Raw genomic sequence first — 17030 nt, 5'->3', positions numbered from 1 at the left:
CCCAACGATTACGGTGCGCAGGTTGCCGGCGTTCCGGCGGTTTGGCCGGCCGCGCAGGTTGCCAGGGGCGAGATGGGCGTGGGACCTGCAACGGGCGAGGACGTGGTGGGGGTAGGCGTCGGCTTGGGTGCCGTGGTTGTTGTGGGGGCCGGGGATGGAGCGGTTGCGTAGATAACGGTGATAAGCGATCCCTTTGGCACCGGGCCCGTGGGATTCAGTTCCAGGACGGTGCCGGGCGCGGCCGTTCCGCTCTCCTGCGGCAGGACGGTCACTTGGAGTCCAAGGTTCGCAAGGGCAGTCTGGACCTGGCGGTAATCCTTGCCGAGGTAAGCGGCCGGTATCACGTTGACCGTGTCCTGTGTGGGCTCGGGCGTGGGAGTGGGCATCGGTGTGCTTCGGGTCTGCGTGGGAGTGGCCGACGGGGTCCGCGTGGGTGTCGCCGATGAAGGGGCCGCGCTGCTGGTGGTGGTGCCCGACGTCGGGTTGCCGGACGGCGAGAACAGGCCCATCTGGTTCAGCAGGAAACCCACCAGCGCAAACAGGAGCAGCAGGATCAGGGCCACCAGGGGCCATGTCCATGGACTGCGTCCCTTGCGCCGGGGCTCATCGGAGGGCACGTCGTCGTACGTTTCCTCCTCCTGGTCCCAGTTCCGTTCCGCGGCCAGCGCGTTGGCGCGGGCAAGCGGGCCCTTGGGCGTGTCCCCATCGGCGGCGGCGCCTGCGGCCATTCCGGCGGCTGCCCCGGCACCGAGTACCGGCAGGGCGGACGTGGCTGTGGGGGTGGAATCGTGCTGGGTGCCAATGACTCCGGTGGGGGCAGTGGCGGTGTCAACGGGGGCCGTGATGGGCCCGGTATCGGCGTCGAAAAGAAGCATGCCGGGCACCGCGGCGCGTGCTGCGCTGATGTCACCGTTGCGGATAGCCTCGGCTGCTTCGGCCAGCTTGATGGCGTTCGCCGGGCGGTCCTTGGGGTCCTTCGAAAGCATGGACATCAGGAGGGCGCGCACTGGGGCCGGCAGGCTCTCCGAAAGGGGAGGCGGAGCGTCATTCACCTGTGCCAGGGCGATGGCGATCTGCGATTCCCCGGAGAACGGGCGGTGCCCGCTGAGGCACTCGTAGCCGATGACACCCAGCGAGTAGATGTCCGAGGATCCCGTGGCGGTCTGGCCCGTGGCCTGCTCCGGTGAAAGGTACTGGGCGGTTCCCATGACCTGGCCGGTCTGCGTGAGGGGCACCTGGTCGGCGAGGCGCGCGATGCCGAAGTCGGTGACCTTGACGCGGCCGTCAGGAGTGATCAGGAGGTTGCCGGGCTTGACGTCGCGGTGGACCAGGCCCTGCGCGTGGGCAACGGCCAGAGCGCGGGCGGTCTGCGCGATGATCGAGAGCGTACGGTCCGGTGACAGCACCTGTTCGTGCTCGATGATGCTGCTCAGCGGCTGGCCGGGGACCAGTTCCATGACCAGGTACGCCGAGCCTTCTTCTTCGCCGTAGTCAAAGACGTTGGCGATCCCCACGTGGTTCAGCAGGGCAGTGTGGCGGGCCTCCGCACGGAAGCGCTGGAGGAATCCGGGGTCCCCCGTGTACTCCTCCTTCAGCACCTTGATGGCGACGATGCGGCCCAGGACGAGGTCTTTGGCTTTCCAGACTTCCCCCATGCCGCCGATCGCAATCCGGGTGGTCAGCTGGAATCTGCCGCCGAGGGTGATTCCGGTTGTAGGCCTCACTTATTCAACACCGCCTCAAAAATCTTCTTCGCGTTAGGACTGGTCAGCTGTGCGCCGGTGGTGATGTTCACGCCTTCCATGACGATCGTGACACTCACCTGCGGGTTGTTTGCGGGGGCGAAGCCGGTGAACCAGGAGTTGTTGGTTCCGTTCCCGAGCTCTGCGGTCCCTGTTTTGCCGGCCACCTGGACGCCGGGGACCGCGGCACCCTTGGCAATGCCCTCGCTGACGGCGCTTGCCATCCATTCCGTGATCTGGCTGGCGATCTGCGGGGTAGTGGAGGTGCGCAGCTGCTGCGGCTGCGGTTCGTCGATCACCCGAAGGTCCGGGGAGCGCAGGGTCTTGATGAGGTTGGGCTGCATCTGCTTTCCACCGTTGGCAATGGCGGAGGTCATCATGTTGATCTGCAGCGGCGTGGCGCGGACGTCCTTCTGGCCGATGGCCGATTGTGCCAGGCCGGGTCCGTCCAGGTTCTCGGGGAATCCGTTGCCCAGCGCGTGGCCCAGCTTCAGCTGGTCCCCGACGTCCTCGCCGAAGCCGAACTTCTTGGCCTGTTCAGCGATGGCGTCGCGGCCAAGATCCAGCGCGATGCTCGCGAAGGGAGTGTTGCAGGACTGTTGCAGTGCGAAGGCGAAGCTGGCCGTGTCCCTGGTGTAGCAGTTGCCGCCCGCGTAGTTGGGCAGCTTGTACTGGATGCCCGGGAAGGGCATTTCGGCAGGGTTGGGAAGTTCGCTGTCCTTGTTGTACTTCCCCGAGGCAAGCGCGGCGGCCGTGTCCACGAGCTTGAAGACGGAGCCCGGCGCCAGCAGCTCCCCGGTGGGGCCGCTGACGTTCTGGTTCAGGTTAATGCCCGGGACCTTGACCAGTTCATTGATGTTGGCCCGTTCCGCGGCGGCGTCCTGCGTGGCCACTGAGTTGGGGTTGTAGGAAGGCTTGGAGGCCATGGCCAGGATGGCACCGGTCTTGGGATTCGTCACCACAATGGAGCCGCGCTGGCCATCCGGAATCAGGCTGTAGGCCAGCTGCTGGATCTGGGGATCAATGGTGAGCTCCACTGAGGCGCCCTTGGGCTGGTTGCCAAGGAAGAGCTGGCCCACCCGGTCCAGGAAGAGCTGGTCGGAGTTGCCAGCGAGTTCGGCGCCCATGGACTGCTCCAGTCCGGTGGCACCGTAGTTCTTGGAGAAGTAGCCGGTGAGGCCGGCATAGAGCTCCGGCTGGGTATAGGTGCGCTGGAACTTGCAGGTCTCCGAACCGGTTTCCACCGACTCGGCAATGGGGGTGCCGCCAACGATGATGGCCCCGCGGTCATTGCAGTAGTTCTGCAGGATGGCGCGTTGGTTCAGGGGGTTGGTCTTGAGGTCGTCCGCGCCCACCACCTGCACATAACTGAGGGCCCCAAACAGCAGTGCAAACATGGCCACGGCGGCCACCCATGAGTGCCGGATTGCCTGGTTCATGCCTGCTTCACCGCCTCGGTTGGAGTGTCAATGCCGGTTGCTGCTGCCGCGCCGGCCGGCGGAAGCGGTGTGGTGTCCACCGGGCCGCGGGCTGCATGGGAAATCATCAGGAGCAGTCCCACGATGATCCAGTTGGCCAGGAGGGATGATCCGCCGGCGGCGAGGAACGGCGTGGTGAGCCCCGTCAACGGGATGAGCCGGGTGACGCCACCGATCACGACGAAGCACTGAAGGGCCACCGCGAAGGACAGGCCACATGCGAGCAGCTTGCCGAACGCGTCGCGGGTACCCAGGGCGGCGCGGAATCCGCGGGTGACCAGCAGCAGGTACAGCAGGACGACGGCGAACAGGCCGATCAGCCCCAGTTCCTCGCCCAGGGACGCGATGATCATGTCGCTGTTGGCGAAGGGGACCAGGTCCGGGCGTCCCTGGCCAAGGCCGGTTCCCACCAGGCCGCCGTTGGCCATGCCGAACAGGCCTTCGATGACCTGGCGGCTGCCGTTTTCATAGACGTCGGGGGAGAAGGCGTTGAGCCAGCCGTAGACGCGCTGTTGGACGTGGGAGAACACCTGGGCCGCCACGAAACCGCCGCCGAGGATCAGGGCCAGGCCGATGACCACCCAGCTGATCCGGCTGGTGGCCACGTAGATCATGACGATGAACAGTCCGAAGAACAGCAGGGAGGATCCAAGGTCCCGCTGGAAGATGAGGACACCGATGCTGACCAGCCAGGCCGTAATCATGGGGCCCATGTCCTTGAACCGGGGGAACTGCAGGGGACCGATCTTGCGGCCGGCGAGCAGGATGAGGTCACGGTTGGAGGAAAGATACCCTGCGAAGAATATGGCGAGGGTAATCTTGGCTACTTCGCCCGGCTGGAACGTCATGGGGCCGAACCTGATCCACACCCGTGCGCCCAGGATTTCGCCGGCGCTGATTCCCGGCACAAGGGGCAGGATCAGCAGCAGGGCCGACGCAGCCAGGGAAATGAAGGTGAACCGGCGCAGGATCCGGTGGTCCTTGAGGAAAAACACCACCGCGATGGCCACAGCCATGGCGATCAGGGTCCACCGGAGCTGGTTGTTCCCCGTATCCTCGCCGGGAGCATCGAGGCGGTGGATCATCGCCAGGCCCAGACCGTTCAAAGCAACCACAATCGGAAGTATTACGGGATCGGCATACTTTGCGCGGAAGCGCAGGACGCCGTGGAACACCAGGGCTGCGACCGCCAGCAGGCTGGACTGGAACCAGAAGTCGGAATCGAAGGCCTTCTCCTGGTCCACGCCCACCAGCATGTTCGCGCCGATGCCCACGGCAAGCGCCAGCAGCAGGAGCGCGAGTTCGACGTTGCGGCGAGGCTTGGGCAAAGTGCTTACCTGGCTCATTTGGCAGCCTCGCAGGTGATGGTCGGAGTGGGGGAAGGAGAAGCTCCCGATGGTGCAGGTGAAGGCGCCGGTGCCGGGGCGTCCGATGCGGACGGCGGCGGAGCGGGCGCGCTGGCCGGGGGTGCTGCGCTTCCCGAGGGGCTCGGGCTTCCCGTGGGGCCGGCCGAAGGCTTGGGGCATTCGTCCTCGGGCGAGGTGGTTCCTGTGAGTTCCAGGTTCTTGACGATCCGCTGCGCGTCGTAGAGGTCGTTGGCGGGGACGGTCTGGCGCACCCGCTGCTGCGAGAACGGCGGGAGGGAGTCCATGCGGATCTCGGTCACGGTTTCAAGCGAGGACAGCTGGATGGGGCCCAGCCGCTGGGACACGCCGTTGTAGATGGCCACCCGGGAATCGAACTCGCCCACGTAGTAGCGGGTCTGGGTCCACGCGTACCCGAGCCAAAGGCCAACGGCCACCACAACCAGGACGGCGGCTGCGACGGACCAGGCCACCCAGCGGCGGGGACGCAGTGCCGGCAGGGTGTCCTCCGGCTCACTGGCCGGTTCCGCCTTGTGGGTGAGCAGCGTGGCCGCCCGCCGTGCGACGGTACGCCCCGCCACAGTTGGAATGGAGCCGGATTCGGCGGCTGCGGCCGCTGCACCCACGAGTTCATGCGGGCGGGAGGCAAGTTCTTCCCTGAGGACTTCCGCCGAAAGATGCTCGCCGAGGTGGGGATCCGTGCTGCCCGGCTCGGGGGAAGCGGCTTCCGCGTCCTTCAGGCCGTCGTCAACCGGGTCTTTTTCCGGGCGCGGCTGTTGGTTGGCATCGTTCGGGGCGGACCCGCCCTTGCCGCCGCTGTCCGCTGCCGCGGCAGCGGGCTTGCTGCCCTGCACCGGCGGAACGATTTCGACGGCGGCGGTACTAACGTCGTCGGGCGTTTCCTCCACGATGTCCACCATGACCACGGTGACGTTGTCCGGCGAACCGGCCTCGAGTGTCAGCTGGACAAGGGTTTCGGCGCACTCGTGCAGGTTGTGGGTCTCCCGGACGGTCCGCTCCACGGCGTGGGCAGCTACGTAGTTCAATCCGTCCGAGCACAGCAGCCAGCGGTCGCCGGACCGGGCCTCAAGGGTGTCCAGATCGAGTTCGGGGCTGGCGTCCACGTCGCCCAGGACGCGCATGAGGACGTTCTTGTGGGGGTGCGTTTCAGCTTCCTCGGGACGCAGCCGGCCTTCGTCGATAAGCCGCTGGACGAAGGTGTGGTCCACGCTGATCTGCTTGAATTCGCCGTCGCGGAGCCGGTAGGCGCGTGAATCACCGATATGCGCGAAGTGCAGTTTGCCGTCAGCGAGCAGGAGCGCCGTCACAGTGGTGCCCATGCCCGCCAGTTTGGGGTTGATGTGCACCAGTTCGGAGAGCAGAGAGTTGGCGGTCTGGATTTCATCGGCGAGGATCGTGCCGGCTTCGTCGCCGTGGTCCGGACTGTCCAGGTGGATCATGTCCAGGACAGTTGCGGCTGAGGCAACGTCACCGCCCGCGTGCCCTCCCATGCCGTCTGCGACGACGGCGAGGTGGCGCCCGGCGTAGGCGGAATCGTCATTCTTGGAACGGATCCGGCCGACGTCGGACCGCGCCGCGAAGCGCATGATGAGGGGCCGCTGCGCCGGGCTGGAGCCGGTTGCGGAGTTTTCAGCCTCGGCCACGGTTACGGCCTCAATTCAATGACCGTCTTGCCGATCCTCACGGGTACCCCTGGCTCGACGGGCAGGGCACGGGTAAGTTGCTGGTCTCCCAGGTAGGTTCCGTTGGTGGAGCCGAGATCCTCGATGAACCAGCGGCTGCCCTGGGGGAAGAGCCTGGCGTGGCGGCCGGAAGCGTAGTCATCCTCAAGTACCAGGGTGGCTTCCTGGGCGCGTCCCAGCAGGATGGGGCTGGCTGCCAGGGGCAGGGTCCTGCCCTTGAGCGGTCCTTCGACCACTACCAGTTGGCGGGCCTGCTGCTTGACGGACTGCTGGTTCTCCGCCAATTCGGGGTTTCGGCGGACCTGGCGGGCGGTGGGGACGCCCGATGCGGCTTTCCGGCCCAGCATGAGGTCCCGACGCATGGCGGAGACGATGCTGAAGATGAGCACCCAGAGGAGCAGCAGGAAGCCGAACCGCAGCGCGGTGATGGTCAGGTCGCTCATGCGTGGCCACCCGGGTTGGCAGGAAGCAGGCGGAAGATGATCTTTGTCCGTCCCATCGTGATGGTGGATCCGTCTGTGAGTTCGGTGCTGCCGGAGACCTTTTGGCCGTTGACGTAGCTGCCGTTGGTGGACCCCAGGTCCACGGCGCTGGTGACGCCGTTGGCGGTGCGGATTTCCAAGTGGCGCCGCGATACGCCGGTGTCCTCAATGTGGATATCTGCCTCGGATGACCGGCCCAGGATGATGGACGGGGCGTTTAGCGAATAGCGCTGGCCCTCGATGTCCAGGACAGGCTGCAGCCTCACGGGCGCGCGGCTCGGTGCTGCCGGGACGTTCGGCCTGGGCTGGTTTCCGCCGGAGCCTTGGGACTTCTCGGTGGAGGAGGCAATTTCGAAATCACCGGCGCGAAGTGCGCTCTCGCGGCGGAAGGAAATCCGGACCGGCCCCTGGAGAATGTAGCCCTGGCTCCGGACGTGGTTGATGACCACGTCGCAGAGTTCTTCGGCCAGCGGCGTGCCCCACTCCTGGGCGCGACCGAAGTCGTCGTCACTGAGTTGGACGTCGAAGACGTTGGGAACCAGAGTCCGTCCCGCCGCCACGGTGATCGCTTTGTGGTCCACCTCGCGGCGGAGCCTGCTGGCGATCTCCACGGGTTCGACCTGGGCCTTGGAACCGGTGGAGAAGACGCCGCGGACGGCCTTTTCAATGCCACGTTCAACCTTGTCCAGCAGACCCATGGTTCTTCTCCTTTCCCCCCGGCTCCGGGGCAGTAGTTGTTGCTGACCAGCACCTGCAGGGCGGTCCGGCACTGCGTGGCGTGCCCGCCGGCAGCGGCCACTCCTACACCCGATACTACTGGCCACCCCCGCGAATGACCTTAATCCACAACGGCCGGGCGCCGGCAAAAGTTCAGATCCGGCCCTGCCCGGCACGGTCTTGCCGCGGCTCCGGCGGGCGGTTTTGGGCTGGTATTGCGGCTCATTTGAGCCGCTGTTCCGGGCTTGTAGAAGGGGCAAGGGCGGCCAATTGGTAATTTGCGGCATCTGTCCGTTATGCTTGATCTCGCTGCTTTTACGAGGCGCGGAACGGGAAACCGGACCGGCCGAGTGGAAGAAGTTGCGCGCGAGTGGCGGAACGGCAGACGCGCTGGCTTCAGGTGCCAGTGTCCGAAAGGGCGTGGGGGTTCAAATCCCCCCTCGCGCACGCAATGGAAAGAGCCCCGGTCTTACGACCGGGGCTCTTCTGCTTTCCCGGGGCCCGGCGGCATGCGCCTTCTCCCCGGCATATGGTCAAATCCCCTTGGAACGCGGAGGGGAGTAGTCCGTGCGAGGGGGAAAGTTAGCTGGACGGGCGCGCCGAAGCCTTGAACCGGCGTCGTGAGTTGGCCAAATGGCTGCGCATGGCGGCCTCCGCGGCAGCCTGGTCGCCGTCCGCGATCGCGTCCCTGATGGAGCGGTGCTCCAGCACCACCTGCTCGAAGTGGTCCCGGGCGTAGTGCTCGACGCCGGTCATCAGCCGGGTGCGCGGCATTGCGATCATCGTCTGGCCCAGGGCAGCGAGGCAGTCGGAGTAGTAGGGGTTGCCGGATGCGGCCGCCACGGCCCGGTGGAACTCGAAATCCGACTTCATGGCATGGGCGGGATGGTCCGCGCTTTCAGTGAAGGCGTCCAGCGCCGCGCTGACGGCCCGCAACTGCCGGTCGGTGCGGTTCTGCGCGGCCAGTGCGGCAGCTTCGCTTTCCACTCCCATACGGAAGGCCAGTAGGTGCAGCCTGTCTTCGGTGGTGGCCACCGGACGGCCGCCCGCCACCGCGTTGGGCGCGTCCGTGGGGGGAGTGAGGGCGAAGCTGCCGCGCCCCCGCTCGGTTTCGACAAGCCCCTCAGCCTGGAGCCGGGTGAGGGCGGCGCGGACCACCGTACGGCTGACACCAAAATCGCTGATGAGCGTGTTCTCGCTGGGCAGCTTCTCGCCGGGCTGGATCACGCCGTCGACGATGCGGGTGCGAAGGTCAGCGGCAAGGTCTGCGGTGAGGTTCCGGCTCATGGCTCAAGATTACGCGCCGAACTCCACGCTCTCGGTGGTCCAGGCACGTGCCTGCTCGCTGAGCGTGACCCCGAGTCCGGGGCGGTCCGGGACGATCATGCGGCCGTCCTTGGTTTCGAGGCGCTCGTTGAACAGCGGGTCCAGCCAGTCGAAGTGCTCCACCCACGGTTCGCGGGGGTGGGCCGCCGCGAGGTGGAGGTGGATTTCCATGGCGAAGTGCGGTGCCAGGCCCAGCCCGCGTTCGTCCGCGAGGGCGGCCACGCGCAGGAATTGGGTGATGCCGCCGACGCGCGGGGCATCCGGCTGGATGATGTCGCAGCCGTTGGCGTTCATGAGGCCCTTGTGCTCGGCGACGGAGGCGAGCATTTCACCGGTGGCAATGGGCGTGTCCAGGACCTGCACCAGATGGGCATGGCCTTCGAAGTCGTAGGCGTCCAGCGGTTCCTCGATCCAGACCAGGTCGAATTCCTCGAGGCGGCGTCCCATGCGGAGGGCGGTGGCGCGGTCCCATTGCTGGTTGGCGTCCACCATGAGCGGAACGTCCCAGCCGATGTGTTCGCGGATCCCCGCGACCCGGCGGAGGTCTTCCTTGCTGTCCGGCAGGCCCACCTTGATCTTGATCCCGCCGATGCCTTCCTCGATCGATTGCGTGGCCCGTGCCTTCACTTCGTCCAGGGTGGCGTTCAGGAAGCCGCCGGACGTGTTGTAGGTCCGCACCGAATCGCGGTAGGACCCCAGGAACTTCGCCAGCGGCAGCCCGGCGCGCTTGGCCTTGAGGTCGTACAAAGCGATGTCGACGGCGGCGAGGGCCTGGGTGGCGACACCGGACCGGCCCACGGAGGCGCCTGCCCAGAGCAGCTTGGTGTAGATCTTCGCAATGTCATTGGGGTCCTCGCCAATGAGGCCTGCGGCGACCTCCTTGGCGTGGGCATACTGCGCGGGGCCGCCTGCGCGCTTGGAGTAGCTGAAGCCGATGCCGGAGTGGCCCAGCTCCGTGGTGATTTCCGCGAACAGGAAGACCACCTCGGTCATGGGCTTCTGCCGGCCGGTGAAGACCTTGGCGTCGCTGATGGGAACGGCGAGGTGAAGGCGGGCGGTGGACAGCTTAACGTGCCGGATCAGATCGACGGTGCTCATGGATTCTCCTGGAAGCGGGGGCTGGGCTCCTTCGCCCACACCCTTAGGATATAAGTTCAGTACTTGTATTACAAGTGTGAGTGGCCGGTGTCATGAGCCACTCCTCCAGGGGAGCTGGAATAGCGGCGTCCCATTGCGCCGTTATCGAAGGCATGAAGGCAATTACCTACAGTGAATACGGAACCCCGGACGTCCTCGAACTGACCGATGTGCCCCTGCCCAAGGTGGGGCCGGGCATGGTCCTGGTCAAAGTAAAGGCGGCCGCAGTTAACCCAGTGGACTGGAAGATCATGGCCGGCTACCTGGATGCGGCAATGGACCTGCAGTTTCCAGCGATCCCCGGATGGGACGTGGCGGGGGTTGTTGAATCCGTGGGTATCGATGCACGGCAGTTCCAGCCCGGCGACGAGGTCATAGCCTACGGCCGCAAGGATTATGTCCATGGCGGAAGTTTTGCCGAGTACATCGCCTTGCCGGAAAGACTGCTTGCCCGCAAGCCCGCCTCACTTGGCTGGAATGAATCGGCGGGGCTTCCGTTGGCCGGGCTGACCGCTTACCAAGTCCTGAACCGGCTGGGCCTCACATCCGGTGAGACTGTCCTGATCCACGGGGGTGCCGGCGGGGTGGGGTCGCTGGGCATTCAGATCGCGGTGGCACTGGGTGCGAAGGTTATTGCCACGGCCTCTGAAAAGAACCACGAATTCCTCCGCTCCCTGGGAGCCGAACCACTTGCATATGGGGAGGGCCTTGCTGACCGCGTACGCGCGCTGCGTCCCGGCGGCGTGGAAGTGGTTGCCGATTTCGCCGGGGGCAATCTCGACGCGACCCTGGCGGTACTGGCCGAAGGCGGGAGGCATGCATCCATCGCCGACAGCGAGGTGGAGGAGCATGGCGGCACCTGGATGTGGGTCAGCCCGGTCGGAGTGGATCTGCAGGAACTCGCCGAACTGGTGGACCAGCGGAACATCCGGGTGGAGGTTGCCAAGGTGCTCCCGTTGGCCCAGTCCGCCGACGCTTTCCGCCTGAACATGGAGGGGCATACCCGGGGCAAAAACGTGGTCACCGTGGACGCCTGATTCGGGCCTTCCCGGTCTCCTACTTCCGCAGCGCGCCCAGGCCGGAAATCAGCGCATCAAGCCCCAGGCTGAAGGCCGTATCGGCAGGCCGTCCACGCTCCTGGCCGGCCGCCGAACTGCGCACCGCCGCGGAGAAGTTGGGGGTGGACCCGGCCATGGAGCCGGAATCGAAGATGTCCTCCGGAGCGGTGACGTCGTACGCCGACCCAAAGATAAAGGACTCGAGTGCCACGATGGCGGGGATGATGCGTTCCTGGGGGAACCCGGCGTCGAGGAACCCCTTGCTCACGGTTTCGTACATGGCAAGGGTCTGCGGCGCGTCTGTCACGGGCAGGACGGCGATCACGGGGATCAGCGGAGTGTGCTTGGCGAACACATCCCGGTAGCTCCATGCCCAGGCCCGGACGGCGTCCTCCCAGCCCCCGCTGCCGAATCCCGAGAGGTCCACCAGGGACATCAGGTGGTCCTCGACCAGGAGCAGCACGTCCTGCTTTGAGGCCACGTGGTTGTAAAGGGCGGAGGGTGCTACCTCCAGCACCTTTGCCAGCGCTGCCATGGTCAGCCCGTCGTAGCCCTTGAGGCTGATGAGTTCCAGCGCGGCTGCCGTGATTCCGGCCTTGTCCAGTACCGCCGCGGACGGTCGGCCTGCCCGCCTCCTCTGTGCTCCGCCGTTGCTGGTGGAGCGTCCCTGTGCGGCTGATACTGCCGGCATTGCTGCCCTTTCGTCGGTGTCCACTGCATTATTCCATCCGGATCTTCCGCTCCCGGCTGTCACCAGCTATAGTTCTAGTAAATGAATGGCATTCATTTAGTGGTCCCCGTCACCAAGGGACGCAGAGAGGACATCATGCTGAACCTGAACCGCGACGTCGTGGTCGTAGGAGCCGGGCCGTCCGGACTCACCGCTGCCCGTGAACTGAAGAAAGCCGGCCTCACCGTCGCTGTGCTGGAGGCCCGCGACCGCGTGGGCGGCCGCACCTGGACCGACACCGTGGACGGTGCGATGCTCGAGATCGGCGGCCAGTGGGTCTCCCCGGACCAGACCGCCCTCCTGGACCTGCTCCAGGAGCTGAACCTCGAAACCTATCCGCGCTACCGGGACGGCGAGTCCATCTACATCGGCGCGGACGGCACACCCGTGCGCTACACCGGCGACACCTTCCCCGTGGACCCGGACACCGCCGTCGAGATGGACCGCCTGGTGGCCCTGCTGGATGGCCTGGCCGCGGAAATCGGCCCGACGGAACCGTGGGCCCATCCCAAGGCGCGGGAACTGGACACCGTTTCCTTCCATCACTGGCTGCGGCAGAACTCGGCCAACGAGGAAGCGTGCAGGAACATCGGCCTCTTCATCGCCGGCGGCATGCTCACTAAACCCGCCCATGCCTTCTCCGCCCTGCAGGCGGTCCTCATGGCAGCTTCCGCAGGTTCGTTCACCCACCTGACGGACGAGGACTTCATCCTTGACCGCCGCGTGGTGGGCGGGATGCAGCAGGTCTCGCTGCTTCAGGCCCGGGAACTGGGTGACGACGTGATCCTTGACTCCCCGGTGCGCACCATCAACTGGGAACCTGATTCGGACGGCGGCCACCGCGTCTCCGTGATATCGGACCGCGCCACGGTCAATGCCAGGTTTGTGATCATGGCTGTTCCGCCCAACCTCTACTCCCGGGTCTCCTTCAACCCGCCGCTGCCGCGCCGCCAGCACCAGATGCACCAGCACCAGTCCCTGGGCCTGGTCATCAAGGTGCATGCCGTCTATGGCACGCCCTTCTGGCGGGACAAGGGACTCTCCGGCACCTGCTTCGGGGCAGACGCCCTGGTCCAGGAGGTCTACGACAACACCAACCATGGCGACCCGCGCGGCACCCTGGTGGGCTTCGTCTCGGACGAGAAGGCGGACGCCGTCTTCGAGCTCAGCCCTGATGAGCGCAAGAAGGCCATCCTGGAATCGATCGCCGGCTACCTCGGCGACGAGGCCCTGGCCCCGGAGGTGTACTACGAGTCCGACTGGGGCTCGGAGGAATGGACCCGCGGCGCCTACGCATCCAGCTACGATTTGGGCGGACTGCACCGCTATGGCAAGGACCAGAACACGCCCGTGGGCCCCATCTACTGGTCATCCTCCGACCTTGCGGCCGAGGGCTACCAGCACGTGGACGGCGCCATCCGGATGGGCCGCATCACCGCTGCCCGCATCGCCGAGGTCGCTAAGGTGCCGGTGACTGCCGGCTGGTAAATAAGCATGCTTACTAATAGGCTGGCGGCGGGGAGCGTCCCCGACTTCAGACGAACGAGGTGAGGCATGACTGACGCCCAGAGCATCAGCAAGGTTACGGAGATCATCAACGATTCCAAGATCGGAATGGTCACCACCATCAACGAAGAAGGCGCCCTCGTCAGCCGGCCGCTGGCTGTCCAGGAGGTAAAGGACGACGGCGACATGTGGTTCTTCACAGGGCTCGGCACATCCCAGGTTGCGCATGTCCGGGCTGATCCGCGCGTCAACGCCGCCTTTGGCAAGAACACCGAATGGGTGTCCGTGGCCGGAACCGCCGAGGTGGTCACTGACCGGGCCAAGATCCACGAACTCTGGAACCAGGCGGTTGAAGCCTGGTTCCCCGACGGCCCGGATACTCCCGAGGTGTGCCTGCTGCGCATCGATTCGGACTCCGCCGAGTACTGGACCAGCCCGGGCGGCACGGCCGCCACGGTTCTGCAGTGGGTGAAGTCAAAGGTCACCAACAGCCGGATGAGTGTTGGCGAAAGCGGCACCGTGGAGTTGTAAGGCGCAGCTTGTAAGGCCGGATATCGAACGGGGCGGGGCGGCTAAGGCTGCTCCGCCTCTTTCAATGCCACGAGCACTGCCGGCAGCAACACGTCATTGCGCCCCCACACCGGATCCAGGATTTCCACGTACCAGGAATCCGCGAGCAGGAGGGCCAGGGCATCGTTGGTCTCATCCGCCCAGTCCCGGATCTGATCCTCCTCCACGGGATTCTCGCTGGAGCCGAGCACCGTGGTGATCTCCGGTCCAGCGAGCGTCACGGGAATGGCAGCGCTGCTTGCCTCGCCCGGCGCGTGGGCTACGGTCACCAGTTCCGTGCGGGTGGACAGCGCCAGCAGGCTGCCTGCAGTGCCGGCGCTGCAAAAGCCCGTCACGTACTGCCGCTGTGCAGCATCGCCAACCCGTATTCCCGGCTGGGATTCCCTGGTGAACAGTCCGTTCCGGTTCAGTTCGGCCAGGGCTGCGGCGATGGGTTTGGTCTCGTCGTCGGAGCCGGCGGCAAAATGGCCCGGCTGGTACGAACTGCCGCCTTCCAGCCAGCGGGCCGTCAGTTCGCCGGCGGCCTCCAGGGTGGTGGCCTGGCGCCAGACTCCGCGGTCCTCCAGCAGCCGGCCGTACTGATCGTGGACAGGAACTTCTTCAGGCTTCATCTTCGGATGCTATCGCCGGGCCTGCCTGCCGGTGCAACACCTGCGACACAGCAGTTAACGTCAGCCCGCCTGTTCAGCGGGCAGCCCGGCGGGAATCCCCGCCGCCCGTTCCGCTGCAGCCAGCGATGCTGCCAGGCTTCCGACGGCGTCCGGGTAACCCTTGTGCGTGGCAGTCCGCAGCTGGTCCGCTGTCCGCATCGCCTTGATGAGGGCGGACGTTTCCGGCAGCCGGACGTCCGTCAGGGCCGGATAGTCGATGCTGCACGCCGGGTCCAGTTCGTAGCGCCGCCACCGGCGCATGAGCTCGTCATGCCGGACCCCGGCGGCCTGATGGGCGGAAAGCCGCTGCCGCTCTTCCCGGCGCGCGTTGCGCCAGGCCAGGAACCGTGGGCTCCCGCGGTACGCGGCGACGCCTGACGCAGCAGCCGCCCCTGCCAGGACCAGTCCAGCCCATGGCGATACCAGGGCGGGGATCAACAATGCAGGAAGGGCCACGCAGGCGCCAAGGAAGAGATCCCAGAAAAGCTGGTCCCCGCCTTCGGGTGCGCTGCCCGTGGCCCCACTGCCTGTGGAAGCCAGGGCCCGGCGTCGTACGACGAAAACGGTGGCGGCCACGCTGGCCACCAGCACGGGGCCGCACAGCAGGACCGCCCACGCACCCTGAAGCAGACCGTGCATCAAGGACTCCACCACGACGGACATCCTGCACCTCCAGCATCCAATCGAAGGACCAGGCCCGGCCGGTAAGCCAGGGCTGGTCCTTCCATTGGACCGTCTTCCGGGCAAAGCGTCAATGGCGGCCAAAAAGGGGAGTCAGGCTGTGCCACGGACCCGCGGGTGGGAGGTAGCGTGAAGGCATGCGACTCAAGATGTGCAGCATCCACGTCCAGGACCCCGCCGCGGCCCACGCCTTCTACACGGGCACGCTCGGCTTTGACACGCTCATGGCGATGCCGGAGTACAACCTTTACATCATCAAGGATCCGGGAGCGCCGGACAGCAGCTCAGCAGGCCTTCTCCTTGAACCCAGCGACAACCCGATCGGGGCGGACTACATGAACGCCGTGCGCGAGGCAGGGCTTCCGGCGATCGTCTTCGGGGTTCCCGATGTGCAGGCGGAGTACGAGCGGCTCATGGCCGCCGGAGTCAGTTTCAAAACCCCGCCCACTACGGATCCGTTCGGCACCAGTGCGGTGTTCGACGACGGCTGCGGCAACTACATTCAGATCCACCAGGACTGACGGCTATTCAGCCTGTGCCCGGTCCTTCTTGGCCTGCTTCTTCGCAGCCTCTTCCTTGACCCTCTGCGCCTCGGCGCGGACGGCCGCGTGCGTGGCGCGTTCGGTGACCAGCCACTGCGGCGGAGCCTGCAGCAGTGCGGTGATTTCCGCCGTCGTGAGCGCTTCCTCCACACCGCCGCGGGCCAGGCCGCTGATGGACACGTTCAGCTTTTGCGCTACCACAGGGCGGGGGTGCGGGCCGTTGCGGCGGAGCTCGGCGAGCCATTCCGGCGGGTTGGCCTGAAGCTCGGCGAAGTCCTCGCGGCTGATGGTCGAATCCTGGAACTCCTGCGGCGTGGCCGGGAGATAGATGCCAAGTTTCTTGGCAACGGTGGCCGGCTTCATGGACTGGGAGTTTGCAGAGGTCATGCTTCAAGGGTATCCGGGCGGCGGGTACTGTGAAGACGTGCCCGCCGACAATGCCCCCACGCCTGACGCCCACGCCGCTCCTGACGGGGCGGCGCCACGCGTGCTTCGCATCGCTTATGTAGCCGGGGTTACCCCGGGCAAATGGATCCGCCGCTGGGAAGAGCGGATGCCACATATTCCCCTTGAAGCATTTATGGTCGACGACGACGGGCAGCTTGGGGCGCTCCGGGAGAGCCAGGCGGACATGGCCTTCGTCCGTCTGCCCATCGACCGGGACGGGCTCAGTGCCATACCCCTCTACGAGGAACAGCCCGTGGTGGTGGCGCCGAAGGGTCACGAGATTTCCGTGTTCGAGGAAGTGGCCCTCGCCGACCTCTCGCAGGAATCGTTCCTCGACGTTGCCGCCCTGGGCGGACCCGAGGCCGCGCTCCAGGTGGTTGCCGCCGGCGCCGGCCTGGTGGTCCTGCCCATGTCGGTGGCCCGCCACTTCAACGTCAAAGACACTGTGGCGCGCAGGCTCAGCGGGGCGGACGGCACCGAAATCGCGCTGGCCTGGCCCACCGAGGCAACGGATGAGGTGCTGGAGGAATTCATCGGCATCGTTCGTGGCCGCACCGCCCAAAGTTCACGCCAGCCATCCGCGCAGCCTGAGAAGGTGAAGAAGGAGCCGAAGCCGGACCGTCGGGGGACCGGCGCCAAGAAGGCGCCCAAGGTGGCCCAGCGCTACGCACCCAACCCGGACAAGGGCCGCGGCCGCGGCTCACGCAAGAAGGGCAAACGCTAGCGGAAGCTTTGCGGCCCGGCACTTAGGCCCGGCAGCAGCAAAGCCGGTCCGCGGGGTGCGGATCCGGCTTTGCCATGGTGCGTGGTTACCCACGGGGTTTAGGTGTTTTGGACGTTGTCTTTGGCGTCGGTGGCGCGGTCCTTGACGTCGGCGGCGGCCATTTGGCCTTCGGT

Annotated in this window: 17 protein-coding genes and 1 tRNA gene; 6 read left to right on the top strand and 12 right to left on the bottom strand. The window is 66.1% G+C overall.

Annotation, left to right across the window (positions count from 1 at the left end):
* Positions 1–8: 8 nt before the first annotated feature.
* The 6 genes from ACR65K_RS11420 to ACR65K_RS11395 are packed head-to-tail and all read right to left on the bottom strand — an operon-like array spanning position 9 to position 7467.
* Positions 9–1724, bottom strand: a complete 1716-nt coding sequence (locus ACR65K_RS11420; protein WP_440152907.1) for a protein kinase domain-containing protein — start codon at positions 1722–1724, stop codon at positions 9–11.
* A complete protein-coding gene (locus ACR65K_RS11415; protein ID WP_056336049.1) occupies positions 1721–3181 on the bottom strand; it encodes a penicillin-binding transpeptidase domain-containing protein in 1461 nt (486 codons plus the stop codon). The genes ACR65K_RS11420 and ACR65K_RS11415 overlap by 4 nt, the downstream gene beginning before the upstream one ends.
* On the bottom strand, positions 3178–4566 hold the full coding sequence (locus tag ACR65K_RS11410; RefSeq protein WP_056336053.1) for an FtsW/RodA/SpoVE family cell cycle protein: 1389 nt from the start codon (positions 4564–4566) through the stop codon (positions 3178–3180). The genes ACR65K_RS11415 and ACR65K_RS11410 overlap by 4 nt, the downstream gene beginning before the upstream one ends.
* Positions 4563–6248 (bottom strand): PP2C family protein-serine/threonine phosphatase, encoded by a 1686-nt coding sequence (locus ACR65K_RS11405; protein ID WP_440152906.1) that lies wholly within the window; start codon positions 6246–6248, stop codon positions 4563–4565. Before ACR65K_RS11405 ends, ACR65K_RS11410 begins: the two co-directional genes overlap by 4 nt.
* A gap of 2 nt (positions 6249–6250) precedes the next feature.
* A complete protein-coding gene (locus tag ACR65K_RS11400; RefSeq protein ID WP_440152905.1) occupies positions 6251–6730 on the bottom strand; it encodes an FHA domain-containing protein FhaB/FipA in 480 nt (159 codons plus the stop codon).
* Complete coding sequence (locus ACR65K_RS11395) at positions 6727–7467, bottom strand: FHA domain-containing protein (protein WP_440152903.1); 741 nt, start codon at positions 7465–7467, stop codon at positions 6727–6729. Before ACR65K_RS11395 ends, ACR65K_RS11400 begins: the two co-directional genes overlap by 4 nt.
* A gap of 383 nt (positions 7468–7850) precedes the next feature.
* Between ACR65K_RS11395 and ACR65K_RS11390 the strand changes: the two genes are divergently transcribed.
* Positions 7851–7933, top strand: a tRNA-Leu gene (locus ACR65K_RS11390).
* Between the two features lie 135 nt (positions 7934–8068).
* On the opposite strand, the gene ACR65K_RS11385 is transcribed toward ACR65K_RS11390, so the two are convergent.
* Entirely contained in the window at positions 8069–8773 is a 705-nt protein-coding gene (locus tag ACR65K_RS11385) for a FadR/GntR family transcriptional regulator (RefSeq protein WP_440152901.1), read from the bottom strand.
* Between the two features lie 9 nt (positions 8774–8782).
* A complete protein-coding gene (locus ACR65K_RS11380) occupies positions 8783–9910 on the bottom strand; it encodes an L-talarate/galactarate dehydratase (RefSeq protein WP_440152900.1) in 1128 nt (375 codons plus the stop codon).
* 152 nt (positions 9911–10062) lie between these two features.
* On the opposite strand from ACR65K_RS11380, the gene ACR65K_RS11375 reads away from it, so the two are divergent.
* The gene (locus ACR65K_RS11375) at positions 10063–10986 is read left to right on the top strand and encodes an NADP-dependent oxidoreductase (protein WP_440152898.1); all 924 of its coding nucleotides are present in this window, start codon (positions 10063–10065) and stop codon (positions 10984–10986) included.
* Positions 10987–11005: 19 nt separating this feature from the next.
* Here the strand turns inward: ACR65K_RS11375 and ACR65K_RS11370 are convergent, their stop codons facing one another.
* Positions 11006–11698 carry a TetR/AcrR family transcriptional regulator gene (locus ACR65K_RS11370; protein ID WP_440153084.1) on the bottom strand — a complete coding sequence of 231 codons (693 nt, stop codon included), beginning with the start codon at positions 11696–11698 and terminating at the stop codon, positions 11006–11008.
* Between the two features lie 81 nt (positions 11699–11779).
* Between ACR65K_RS11370 and ACR65K_RS11365 the strand changes: the two genes are divergently transcribed.
* Both ACR65K_RS11365 and ACR65K_RS11360 read left to right on the top strand, forming a co-directional pair.
* Entirely contained in the window at positions 11780–13225 is a 1446-nt protein-coding gene (locus ACR65K_RS11365) for a flavin monoamine oxidase family protein (protein WP_440152896.1), read from the top strand.
* Positions 13226–13291: 66 nt separating this feature from the next.
* On the top strand, positions 13292–13774 hold the full coding sequence (locus ACR65K_RS11360) for a pyridoxamine 5'-phosphate oxidase family protein (protein WP_056336078.1): 483 nt from the start codon (positions 13292–13294) through the stop codon (positions 13772–13774).
* 41 nt (positions 13775–13815) lie between these two features.
* Here the strand turns inward: ACR65K_RS11360 and ACR65K_RS11355 are convergent, their stop codons facing one another.
* Positions 13816–14424: a DUF6919 domain-containing protein gene (locus ACR65K_RS11355; protein WP_440152894.1), complete on the bottom strand. Its 609-nt coding sequence runs from the start codon at positions 14422–14424 to the stop codon at positions 13816–13818.
* A gap of 60 nt (positions 14425–14484) precedes the next feature.
* Positions 14485–15102, bottom strand: coding sequence for a hypothetical protein (locus ACR65K_RS11350; protein ID WP_440152893.1), 618 nt, complete (start codon positions 15100–15102; stop codon positions 14485–14487).
* A 179-nt stretch (positions 15103–15281) separates the two neighbouring features.
* On the opposite strand from ACR65K_RS11350, the gene ACR65K_RS11345 reads away from it, so the two are divergent.
* Positions 15282–15665 (top strand): VOC family protein, encoded by a 384-nt coding sequence (locus tag ACR65K_RS11345; protein ID WP_056336088.1) that lies wholly within the window; start codon positions 15282–15284, stop codon positions 15663–15665.
* Between the two features lie 3 nt (positions 15666–15668).
* On the opposite strand, the gene ACR65K_RS11340 is transcribed toward ACR65K_RS11345, so the two are convergent.
* Positions 15669–16073: a DUF5997 family protein gene (locus ACR65K_RS11340; protein ID WP_056336091.1), complete on the bottom strand. Its 405-nt coding sequence runs from the start codon at positions 16071–16073 to the stop codon at positions 15669–15671.
* Here ACR65K_RS11340 and ACR65K_RS11335 point away from each other — a divergent pair.
* Positions 16036–16857 (top strand): LysR family substrate-binding domain-containing protein, encoded by an 822-nt coding sequence (locus ACR65K_RS11335; RefSeq protein WP_200946275.1) that lies wholly within the window; start codon positions 16036–16038, stop codon positions 16855–16857. The two genes, ACR65K_RS11340 and ACR65K_RS11335, sit on opposite strands and share 38 nt — an antisense overlap.
* Positions 16858–17030: the final 173 nt, after the last annotated feature.

Source organism: Arthrobacter sp. SAFR-179 (genome assembly GCF_059414945.1).
Note: the sequence above shows the minus strand (reverse complement) of the source record. Positions and strands in the feature narration are given on the sequence as shown.